The following is a 12,041-nucleotide window of genomic DNA, read 5'->3' on the forward strand; positions in this document are numbered from 1 at the left end:
AAACAAATAAAACCCGATGAAGAAACTCCTCAAAACACTGGTTCTCTGCGGCATTCTTTTCCCTGCGTCCGGCATCCGGGCCCAGAACACCTACACCAATCCGGTCATGGATTTCGACATGCCCGACCCGACGGTGATCTGTGCCGACGACGGCAGCTTCTATCTCTACGCCACGGAAGGCCACGGTTACAGCATCCCTATCGTCCGTTCCTCCGACCTGGTGAACTGGGAGCGCGTCGGCACAGCTTTCAGCAAGGAAACACGCCCCACATTCGAACCCAAAGGCGGACTCTGGGCCCCCGATATCAACCGGCTGAAAAAACAATACCTGCTCTACTACTCGATGTCCTACTGGGGCGGAAGCGAAACATGCGGTATCGGCGTGGCGACGGCAGACAGCCCGCAGGGTCCTTTCAAAGACCACGGGCCTCTGTTCCGCAGCAACACGATCGGCGTGTTCAACTCCATCGACCCGGAGTTCGTCCACGAGAAAGGCCGCAACTACCTCTTCTGGGGCAGCTTCTGGGGCATTTATGCCGTGGAGCTCACCAAAGACGGACTGGCCGTGAAGGCGGGCTGCGAGCCGAAGCAAATCGCCGGAAGGGCTTTCGAAGCGACCTACATCCACAAACGGAACGGCTACTATTACCTTTTCGCCTCGATCGGGTCCTGCTGCGAAGGTCTCAACAGCACCTACACCACCGTCGTCGGACGCTCCCGCAACCTGATGGGTCCCTACACCGACAAATCCGGAAAAGGGATGCTCGACAACGGCTACGAGGTGGTCATCCGGCGCAGCGACCGTTTCGCAGGGCCCGGACACAACTCCGACATCATCACCGACAAGGCGGGCGACGACTGGCTGCTCTATCACGCCGTGGATTCCCGCGACCCGCGGGGCCGCAAACTGCTGCTCGACAAGATCGAGTGGATCGACGGATGGCCGACGGTACGCGACGGGCACCCTTCGGACACCCCGCAACCGACTCCTCTTTTTTAACCATAAAACCTGAAAACGACATGACAAGAATGTGTGTTAGAACGATGGTCCTGACAGCGCTGCTCTCTTTATGCGGAGTTGCCGGAGCGATTGCGCAAATTTCCCTGGCGACGGGGAAACCCGCCGGCAGTCAGTTTCTGCTGGCCGGCAAGAGCTCCGGGGCGACCCTCTATTACGACAGCCGGGACTTCGAAGTAGTGAAACGTGCCGCCGGGTTTCTTTCGCAGGACATCGGCCTGGTGACAGGCCGCAGCGCCACCGTCCGAACGCTGCCCGCAGCCAACGAAGCGACGATCGTAGTGATCGGCACGCTGGGACATAACAGCCTGATCGACAAACTGGTGTCCGAAGGTCGGCTGAACGTGGACAAGATCAGGGGCGGCTGGGAGCAATACGCCGTCGAGGTCGTGGAGCGCCCCGCTGCCGGCATCCGCAAAGCATTGGTCATCGCCGGGTCTGACCGTCGGGGCACCGCCTACGGCGTATTCTCCGTATCGGAGGCTATCGGCGTAAGCCCGTGGTACTGGTGGGCCGACGTTCCCGTCGCAAAAAAGGACCGCCTTACGCTGGACGTAAAATCCTACCGTTCGAAAGAGCCGTCGGTCAAATACCGCGGTCTGTTCATCAACGACGAGGATTTCGGACTCAAGCCCTGGGCCGCCAAAACCTTCGAGCCCGAAGTGGGCGACATCGGCCCCAAAACCTACTCGAAAATCTGCGAACTGCTCCTGCGCATGAAGGGCAACTACCTTTGTCCGGCCATGCACTCCTGCACCAAGGCGTTCAACTACTATCCCGACAACAAACTGGTCGCCGACAGTCTGGCGATCGTCATGGGATCGGTGCATTGCGAGCCCCTGCTGTTCAATAACGCCAGCGAATGGGACCGCAAGACGATGGGCGAATGGAACTACGTCACCAACAAGGAGGGCATCAACAAGGTGCTGCGCAAACGGGTCGAAGAGAACGGCGCCTATGAGAATGTCTACACGCTGGCGATGCGCGGCATCCACGACGCCGTAATGGCCGGCAATCTGACCCTCGAAGAGCAGGCCCGAGTGCTCGAAAAGGTGTTCGACGACCAGCGGCAGATCCTGAGCGACGTGCTCGGCAAACCCGCCGATCAGATCCCGCAGGCTTTCACCCCATACAAGGAGGTGCTGCACACCTACGAACACGGCATGAAACTCCCCGACGACGTGACTATCGTCTGGGGCGACGACGATTTCGGTTACATGAAGCGGCTGAGCAATGCCGAAGAGCAGAAACGCAGCGGACGTTCGGGCGTCTACTACCACCTCTCGTACTGGGGTCCCCCGATGAATTTCCTGTGGATCAACACCAATCCTCCGGTGCAGATGTACACCGAACTGAAAAGGGCTTACGACACCACCGCCGACCGCATCTGGCTCGCCAACGTGGGCGACATCAAACCCGCCGAAAACGCCCTTTCGCTCTTCCTCGACATGGCGTGGGACATCGACGCCTTCACGGTGGAAAACGTCGGGTTCTACTACGCGAACACGCTGTCGAAATATTTCGGCGAACAGCACCGCGACGCGCTCCAGCACATTTTCGACGAATATTTCAGTCTGGCCTTCGCCCGCAAGCCCGAGCACATGCAACACCATCTGGAACAGCATTTCGCCGAGGACAACTACCACGAAGCCGAACGGCGCACGGCCCGTTACGCAGCCATCTCAGCAGAGGCCGATGCGATCTATGCACAACTGGACGAAGACTCCAAACCGGGTTTCTTCCAATTGGTCTACTATCCGGTCAAAGGCGCCGCACTGCTCAATATCGCGTTCCTCGAAGCCCAGCGCAACCGCTGGTACGCGGCACAGGGGCGCGTGTCGGCCAATCAGGTCCGGGAACGCGTGAATGCCGCCATCGACGAGTTGCGGAAAATCACGAAGGATTACAACGAGCTCAAAGACGGCAAATGGCGTTACATGATGACACTGGCACAGGGCGGCTGGAGAGACATCTACGTCCCGCCGACGAAAAAGGTCGAACCCGCAGCCGTACCGGGACTGGGCGTTCACGCCGAGAGCGAAACGCTCCACACCGGAATGGGCAACTTCCACACGCTGCCCACCTTCAACCCCTTCACCGACAAATCCTATTACGTTGACGTGTTCAACACGGGCAACGGTGAGCTGAAATGGAGTGCGCAGCCGTCCGAACCGTGGATCAAACTCGACAAGATGGCCGGCAGCACCCCCTACGAACAGCGGGTGAACGTCTCGGTAGACTGGGACAAGGCGCCCAAAGGCCGCAATCTCAGCGCCCGGATCGCATTCAAGGGCGCCGGAACGGAGAAAACCGTATACGTCTCGGCGTTCAATCCCGCAGAGATCGTCCGCGACAGCCTGGCCGGCCTCTACGTGGAGGATAACGGCGTAGTGTCGATCGACGCCGCGGGTTTCCACCGCAAATTCGAACGCCACGGCATCACATTCGACAAGATTGCACGTTACGGATTCGAAGACACCGTCGTGCAGTTGGGCGATCCCTTCGCCAAGGCTGACTTCTACCCCGGTCTGGAACTGACCTCGAATTACGTGGCGCCGGCTCCGCTGGACCGCTATCCGATGATCGAGTACGATTTCTACTCTTTCACCACGGGTCCTATTGATGTCTATACCTACATGGTGCCGCTCTTCCCGCTCGACGATGAACACGGTACGCGCTACGGCGTGATGGTTGACAGAAGCCCCGTCTACCTGCCCGAAGCCGGAGCGCCCTATTACAGCACGCTTTGGATACAGAGCATCATGCGCAACTGCCGCATCAACAAAACCTCGCATATGATCTCCGAACCGGGCAAACACACCGTCCGCATCTTCGCCGCCCATCCGGGCATGATGATTCAGAAAATCGTGATCGACTTCGGCGGTATGAAGTATTCCTATATGGGTCCCCAACCGACCAAAGTCGAAGCTAAAACCAAATCTGAAAAATAAATGCGCACACACATGAAAAAAGCACTGTTCAAATTCAGTTACGTGATGTTTCTGACACTATTCATCGGCATCACCGGAGCCGAAGCAAAGAAAGATCAGAAACAGTCCCCGGTCTACCGTCTTCCCGACGACTTGCAGACGCTGGTCGGAGACCCGTCATTGCTCCGAAAGCCCGAAGGACTCGAAGTGGCCGCCTATGTATTCCCGAACTATCACGCCTCGGCCCTCCACAACAAGCTCTATTCCCCCGGATGGACCGAATATAACCTCATCCGAAGTGCACGTCCCTGGTTCGAAGGCCATCAACAGCCCCGGACGCCGTTGCTGGGAGAACTGGACGAAAGCCTGCCTTCGACCTGGGAGGTCTACAACAAACTCTGCAAAAACAGCGGCATCGACGTACTGATCTGGGACTGGTATTGGTACGACGGCAAGCCCTGCCTCCACGAGGCGCTCGAAGAAGGGTTCCTCGAAGCGAAGAACACCAACGATGTGAAATTCGCCTGCATGTGGACAAACCATCCCTGGTATATCCTCTATCCCACGAAGCAGACTGACGGAAGCAACGCCTATCCGCCCAGTTTCGATGCCCCGGACTTTTCCTATGAGGAGGCTTTCCGAAGCCTTTCCTACATCGTCACCCGTTATTTCAACCAACCGAACTACTGGAAAATCGACGGAAAACCCGTCATCTGCATCTGGGATGCCCGGCGGCTGGAGCAGAAACTCGGACTGGAAGGGGTTCAGAAACTCTTCACCGAGTTGCGCGGACTGGCCGTAAAACTGGGACATGCGGGCATCCATTTCCATATCACGGGATTCACCTCCGGACACAACAAAGAGGCCGGATACGACACCTCCGGATCATACAATCCGCTGGACTGGATCGCAGGCCGCTATCAATCCAAAGAGATCGAATTGCCCGACTACGGCGTTGCGGCGGCCGATGTGGCGTTCAAAGTCTGGGATGAAGGTTACGAGACGCATCAGGTTCCCTACGTCCCGGCAGTCGGAGCCGGATGGGACTCCACGCCCCGCTACATCGCACCCGCCAACCGTCCCGCGACACCCGACCGCACGAAATGGCCCGGATGCACGATATTCGTCAACGAAAGTCCCGCGGCTTTCAAAGCGTTCGTACAAGCGTCGTTCGCTTATCTGAACCGGCATCCCGACGTGCCGCGCTTCGTAACCATCGCATGCTTCAACGAATGGAGCGAAGGACACTACCTGCTTCCCGACAACCGCTTCGGATACGGTATGCTTAATGCTCTGGGTGAAGCTGTCGGATTGCAAAAACTGAATCAAAGAAGAGGAAAATAATCCGGAACGATGAAGAAAACAATGCTGTTGATCTGCGCCGCACTGCTGGCCGGAGCTGTCTGTACGACCGCTCCGGCACAGGAGGTGCCCGACCTGAAAGGAGGCCCGATGGGCGTGGAACGAATAGCCAAGCTGGCCAACTACTCGGTTTACAGCTCCGTGCCAGCCGACTCCCCGACCGACACCTGTTGGATGCAGGTCGATTTAGGACGTTCTTACCCCATAGATCAGGTAAAACTCTATCCGGTTATCTGGGACTGGTGGCTCGCCGTATGGCGTCCCCGGTTTCCGGTGCGCTTCAAACTCGAAGCCGCCGACAACGAAGCCTTCGACAACCCCCGCCTGATCTCCGATCAAACAGCAAAGGATTATGAAGTCACGATCGTGGACAAGGTGGATTCCTACGCCCCGTCCGAACCGGTTTCGGGCCGTTATGTGCGGCTGACGGTCACCAAACTGCCCGAATTCCAGAAAAAATACTCGTTCGACCTATGGCGTTTCGAGGTAATATCGGGCGGTAAGGACATCGCCGAAGGACGCACGCTCAGCGATTCCGGCCGGGGGTATCTGGGTAAACATCAATTATTGCGGGCTCCCCGTCCGATGGGCGAACTCGCCGTATTGGATTGCCCGGAGAATGTCACTTCACCCGATTCGTGGCGTCCCGTCAAAGCGGAACTCCGCGTCCCGCACAAAGGGGTCAGGGTCGGCGGACTGTTCGGCAAGGTCATGGACCGCAACGCCCACTACCTCCTCACCTCGTTCACCGTCAACGACATGCTGCGCGACTTCCGCATCCGCGCCGGCAAACCCGTCTCCGAAAAGAAGGACCGCGACATCGACATCGAATGGCTCAAATACCTGCCGGGGTCCGTCGCAGGGCGATTCCTGATGGGTACGGGCAACCAGCTCCGCTGGAAAGACGATCCCGAACTGCGAAAACGGATGAACCAAATCGTAGACGGCATCGAAGAATGCGCCGAACCGAACGGTTACTTGGTCGGGTATCCCGAAAACGAGATTCTGGTCTTCGAATACGGCGGCTATTGCCGTTCGTGGGTATCACAAGGCCTGCTCGAAGCCGCCATCGCCGGAAACACCAAAGCCTACCCCATGCTGCGGAAATTTTACGACTGGTTCAACACCTGTCCCTACCTGCCCGAACTGGTGCGCCGCGGTGCGTTCGGCCGCCAGGGCATCATCCCCAGCACCCGGCTCTACCACACTCCGGTAGGCAAACCTCTCGACATTCAGGTCGCCCAGCGTTACTACCAGGAGAATTTCTGGATGGACCAGCTGGCCGACAGAGACGTGGATGCCATCTGGAAAATCCCCTACGACCGTCCCCATTGCTACCTGATCGTCACCCTGAACGCCTATATGGATATGTATATGGCTACCGGTGAGGAACGCTACCTGGAAGCCGTATTGGGCGGCTGGGACATCTATCACGATTATTTCCAGCACACGGGCGGCAGCATCAGCATCTGCGAAAAACTCGAATACCCGCCCAAATCCTACCTGTTGCGGCTGGGAACGGGGGAACTCTGCGGCAACTCGTTCTGGTCGTTCCTCAACCAGCAGCTTCATGCCGTTTTCCCCGACGAAGAGAAATATGCGAACGAAATCGAAAAATCAATCTACAACGTCGGAATCGCCAACCAGACCCAGGACGGCAGCATCATCTACCACGCCATGCTCGTCGGCCACAAAAACCGGGGCGAAAACCACAATACCTGTTGCGAAGGCCAGGGTACGCGATGGTTCGGAGCTCTGCCCGAATTCATCTATTCGATAGCCGACGACGGCATCTACGTCAATCTTTTCAACGAATCCACGATCGAATGGACACAGTCGGACGGCAATGAAATGTCTGTTCGTATGCAGACCGCGTTTCCCGAGAATCCCGAAGTAAAACTTACCGTATCGCCCGGAAACGGCAAAGCATACAGCAACATACGTCTCCGCGTTCCGCAATGGGCCGATGCGCCTATGGAGGTGACCGTCAACGGGAAGCGGGTCGGAACCGGCCGACCGGGCAGCTATCTCGCACTGAAACGGACCTGGAAAAAGGGCGATGTAATCGCATTCACGCTGCCCATAGGCTTCCGCCTGACCAAATACAACGGCACGGCCGAAGGCTTCAAAGGCACTGAAGCCTATGCATTGGAGTACGGCCCGCTGCTGATGGCGGCCATGAGTCCGTCCGAAGAGAAGGGATTCCTCGACATCCCGGTTGCCCCATCGGAATTGCCGTCGAGGCTGAAACCGGAAAACAATGACCCGCTGCGGTTCAAAGTAGAGTGTTCCGAAGCAGGCATCGAATATGTGCCCTATTACCGGATCGCCGATGAGAATTTCACCTGCTATCCGTTCCTGAAAAAGGCGGAATAAAAGGAGTGGCAGCGAACTGTCCTCTATGACGACACGCTTTCCGGCGCATTAATTGCGTCGAAAAGCGTGTCGTCCAATATTTACCCAATCAACCTGTCGTGTTTTGGAAGGATGCCAATCGGAGCCGCAGCCGGGAACAACGGCAACGTCCGTATTCCGATCCGGAGGGGAGGGAGATGCTACTCCACCGCCCGGAACGGAGTCGCGGCATCGCCCGTCCATTCGTACAGACGGACGGTGCTGCTCTGCTGGCGGGTCTCTTTCGAACGGGCGTTCTCCGAAATGTAGAAATAACCGCCGCCCAACGGGCACAATCCCGTCGCACCCCATTTGAAATTCCATCCGCCGATGCCGTCGTCCGGGTTTACGGCCTCCACCAGCGAGAGCACCTCGCCCTCGGTCGGGGTGTCGAAACCCTGCAAGGATTCCCGACGAGCGGGCTTGCTGCCGTCGATCACGAAGAGCGACCAGTTCGGATAGTGCGGTTTCTTGCCTTTGTAGACCGCCGCATAGAGGTTGCCCGAAGCCGGATCGTAAGCCAGATTCTGAATGCCGTAGGAGGTGTTGCCCGTGCGGACGAAATATTTGCGGTCGGGGGCCGCAGGGCCGCTCTTGTGCAGGTTCGACTGCGAGAGAGGCTGTTCATAGCGTTTCCACTCCTTCGTATCGTAGGCCAGCAGCACCTGATAGTCGTTGTCCGTGCGCAGCGTGTCGCCGTAGATGCCGTAGGCCACATAGAGCCAATCGCCCTCCTCCCCGCTGCCGAAGCGGGGCGCAAAGGTCACGCCGTCGATGCCCGAACATCCGAAACGGTGGGCCACCGTCCGCCCGCCATTCACGGTCTCCGCGAAATAATCGTCAACGGCCTCCTTGACATAAACGGCCGTCATCACGCGGTCCCGCTCCGCATCCATATCGGGACGCACGATGCGGTCCACGTCGAATACGGCAATGTAAAATCCCGTCTGGTCCGCGCCCTCCGACTCCCCGTCGAGGGTCTTGCGGATGCCCTTGCCGATGGCGTCGTCCTTGTATTCGAGCGAGCCGTAGACACGCCCGTCGGCGGGATTCATCGTCAGGCAGCCCAAATGCCCGGTCAAGCCATCGACGCTGCCGATCAGGTTCCCCGCGAGGTCCATTTTCAACAGTTTGGTCGTAAAGGAGAAGTAGATGTAACCGCGTTCGAGATCGACGGCGATGCCCTGCACGTGGAACGGGCCCTGTTCGCCCGACAGGATCGTGCGGGGCAGTTTGCCTAAATCGGGAGCATCCGCACGGTTACGGCCCGAGGGGCAGGCCGTCAGCAACAGCGGAACAATCAGAAAAGAGAGCAGACGTTTGAGATTCATCGGTAGTTTATTTTGCTTTTACGCAACAAATATAAACAAAAGCAAAATAAAAACACAATGAAAAGAAACAAATATTAAGCCCACCATTTGTTTTCAGCCCGCTGCCCGCTAAAAAGCGGGTTATAGGGTCGGTGGCAGAAGTTCCCGTGTCGAAACCTGTTCTGCACTTTGACCTTTTCTCAAACCCGGCTCTTAGCCGGGCGGATTCAGACCTTTTCGACGTACGCTTCGAGGGCCGCGAGATCGACGGCAAGGGGTTCCGAACGCTGCGGCCTGCGTGTCAGCTCCTCGAGCCGTTCGGGAAGCGGCACCCGGGCCCCGGTCACCGAGGCGATGACCTCCCCGAACTTGGCGGGATGGGCCGTCGAAAGGTAAAATCCCGGTTTGCCGACGGCCATCGAAGCCGCATATCCGACGGCGCTGTGGGGATCGGAGAAATAGCCGTGACGCTCGTACAGCTCGTCGATCGTGCGGCGGATGCAGGCGTCGTCGCAGCGGAATCCCTCCAGCTCGCCGCGCAGGGCCTCGGGATCGCCTCCGCAAAGCCACAGCATGCGTTCGAAATTGCTCGGGGCGCCGACATCCATCGCATTGGCCGGAGTCCGCACCGACGGCCGCGGACGGTAGACGCCCGTGCGGAGGAATTCGGGCACCACGTCGTTGATGTTCGAGGCCGCCACGAAGCCCCCGACGGGCAGTCCCATGCGCTGCGCCAGCATCCCCGCGGCCAGATTGCCGTAGTTGCCGCTCGGCACGACGATGACCGGACGGTCGCCGCCCGCAGCCTGCCGCCACCGGCAATAGCCGTAGAAGTAATAAAATGCCTGGGGAATCCACCGCAGGAGGTTGATCGAATTGGCCGAGGTCACGCGCCGCCGCTTGCGGAACTCCGCATCGGCGAAGAGCTCCTTCACCAGCCGCTGACAGTCGTCGAACGTCCCGGCGACCCGCAGCGGATGGATGTTACCCCCGAGGGCGGTCATCTGACACTCTTGCAGGCGGCTGATCTTCCCCTCGGGATAGAGCACCACGACATCGACGCCCGGCACGCCGTAGAACCCGTGTGCCACGGCGCTGCCCGTGTCGCCCGAAGTGGCCGTGAGGATCACCAGCCGCTCGCCGGCGGCCCCCAGCAGGCCGATCGCACGCCCCATGAACCCGGCGCCGAAATCCTTGAAGGCGCAGGTCGGACCGTGGAACAACTCCAGCGTGTAGCGTCCGCACCCCACCGCCCGCAGGGGCACGGGGAAATCGTACAGCGACTCCAGCTCCCGCCGCAGGAGCTGCGGGTCGAAATCGTCGCCGAAGAACAACCCGGCCAGATAGCCCGCCATCGCGGCGTAGGACTCCCCGGCCAGCCGTTCGACCTCGGCCATGTCGGCTTGCGGAATGCGTTCGGGGACGAACAACCCGCCGTCGGGAGCCAGCCCCATCATCGCGGCCTCGCGGAGCGAACAGCCGCAGGCCCGTTTCGTATCTCTCGTACTGTAAAATTTCATCGTTCTATGGTTTTATTGCTCTACGACCCGCGCTCCGGCGTTCGACACGCGGCCCGCATAAGTGTGACAGCCGATCTGCCGCGACTGGAAATGACGCTCCATCTGCGCCGCGATGCGCTGCGCCACCCCGTAATCGGAGGCCAGCGCAAAGACCGACGGACCCGATCCGGCGATATTCATCGCCAGCGCGCCTTCGGCCAGCACCAGTTCTTTCAGCTCGTCGTATCCGGGAATGAATCCCTTGCGATAGGGCTCCACGACGGCGTCGTGCATCGAACGGCCGATCAGCGCCACGTCGCGCAGCGCAAATCCGGCCACCAGCCCCCCGACGTTGCCCCACTGCTCGACGGCCTTCGACAAGGGGATCTCGCGCGGCAGGACCTCGCGGGCATCCTTCGTGCTGACGACGATGGCAGGATGCGCCACAGCATAGAAGAAGTTGTCGGGCACGGGCAGCCGCACGATGTCGAACGGCTCGTAACCGCGGATCAGCACCACGCCGCCCAGCACCGCAGGCCCCACGTTGTCGGCATGGGGCGTGCCGCCGATCAGCGCCTCGCCCATCATGGCGAACTCCACGAGCTCCTTGCCCGAGAAGGGGCGGTCGAGCAGTTCGTTGAGCCCGTAGACGGCGGCGGCCGACGAGGCCGCGCTCGACCCGATGCCGCTGCCGGGAGCGATCTTTTCGAGCATCGTGACCTCGATCCGCACCGGACGGCCGTATGCCGCGAGCATGGCCCGCAGGGCGGGCGTAATGACGTTTTCTTCGATATTTTCGGGAAGATTCATCCCGCTCAGGTTGCGGATCTCCAATCCTTCGGCGCCCTCCTCGGCGCCGATCTCCAGCAAATCGCCGACGCCGTCGAGCGTCAGCCCCATCACGTCGAACCCGCAGCCCAGATTCGCCACCGTTCCGGGGGCGAAAACTCGGATATGTTTCATAATTGAAATTTTCTATTGAATTTGACTACCTTGAACCGATCTGGTTTCCGCTCCGGCAGCCTTGGCCGGAAGTGCATACCGGGTATGCGGACGGAATATTGACTATCGAACCCCCACAGGGGTCGTAGTCGTCGTGGCAGTCGTCGTGGTCGCGGCGGTCGTGAAGACATACGTACGAACAACGGGATTGCCGATAAATCCGCAACCTCGTCCAGTCATCGTGATATGCCGTTCAATAACCATCGTCGGCAAATATAAAACAAATATTTCAGAAATCCAAATCGAAGTAACAATTCGTAAGAGCGCCCCGGAAAATGCAGAGGGGCTTTTTATATATATAGGAGTAGTCCCGAAAGGCGCAAAAAGAGATTCCGGGCTCGAAAATGAAAGGTTCGGAGGAGCTCCGCGCGCCGTTTCCGGCAAAAAACGGTCCGAACAGGCATTCCAGGGCAAAAATCGGGGTGTCAAATCGTAAGCAAACCGGGCCGTGAGCGGACAGATGCGAAGCCGATCGGGCAATCTGCTTCCGGACTGTCACAATATTAAATTTTTTTTAGGAAATTAT

At 58.8% G+C, this 12,041-nt stretch carries 7 protein-coding genes; 4 read left to right on the top strand and 3 right to left on the bottom strand.

The genetic code is table 11. The annotated features are described in order from the left end of the window. Positions 1-16 precede the first annotated feature (16 nt). From NQ519_RS01345 to NQ519_RS01360, 4 genes are read left to right on the top strand one after another with little or no spacing between them, the layout of a single operon-like run. Positions 17-1,000, top strand: coding sequence for a family 43 glycosylhydrolase (locus NQ519_RS01345; protein WP_019149866.1), 984 nt, complete (start codon positions 17-19; stop codon positions 998-1,000). A 20-nt stretch (positions 1,001-1,020) separates the two neighbouring features. Beyond that, the gene (locus NQ519_RS01350; RefSeq protein WP_147513142.1) at positions 1,021-3,969 is read left to right on the top strand and encodes a glycosyl hydrolase 115 family protein; all 2,949 of its coding nucleotides are present in this window, start codon (positions 1,021-1,023) and stop codon (positions 3,967-3,969) included. Between the two features lie 12 nt (positions 3,970-3,981). Next, the gene (locus tag NQ519_RS01355; protein ID WP_129650704.1) at positions 3,982-5,292 is read left to right on the top strand and encodes a glycoside hydrolase family 99-like domain-containing protein; all 1,311 of its coding nucleotides are present in this window, start codon (positions 3,982-3,984) and stop codon (positions 5,290-5,292) included. A 9-nt stretch (positions 5,293-5,301) separates the two neighbouring features. Then, positions 5,302-7,686 (top strand): beta-L-arabinofuranosidase domain-containing protein, encoded by a 2,385-nt coding sequence (locus NQ519_RS01360; protein WP_147513141.1) that lies wholly within the window; start codon positions 5,302-5,304, stop codon positions 7,684-7,686. A 179-nt stretch (positions 7,687-7,865) separates the two neighbouring features. Here the strand turns inward: NQ519_RS01360 and NQ519_RS01365 are convergent, their stop codons facing one another. From NQ519_RS01365 to NQ519_RS01375, 3 genes are all read right to left on the bottom strand, one after another. After that, positions 7,866-9,035: a hypothetical protein gene (locus NQ519_RS01365; RefSeq protein WP_019149864.1), complete on the bottom strand. Its 1,170-nt coding sequence runs from the start codon at positions 9,033-9,035 to the stop codon at positions 7,866-7,868. Positions 9,036-9,241: 206 nt separating this feature from the next. Further along, on the bottom strand, positions 9,242-10,534 hold the full coding sequence (thrC, locus tag NQ519_RS01370; RefSeq protein WP_019149863.1) for a threonine synthase: 1,293 nt from the start codon (positions 10,532-10,534) through the stop codon (positions 9,242-9,244). 12 nt (positions 10,535-10,546) lie between these two features. Beyond that, positions 10,547-11,476, bottom strand: coding sequence for a homoserine kinase (locus tag NQ519_RS01375; protein ID WP_019149862.1), 930 nt, complete (start codon positions 11,474-11,476; stop codon positions 10,547-10,549). Between the last annotated feature and the right edge of the window lie 565 nt (positions 11,477-12,041).

Origin of the sequence: Alistipes senegalensis JC50 (assembly GCF_025145645.1) — a bacterium.
Lineage (GTDB): Bacteria > Bacteroidota > Bacteroidia > Bacteroidales > Rikenellaceae > Alistipes > Alistipes senegalensis.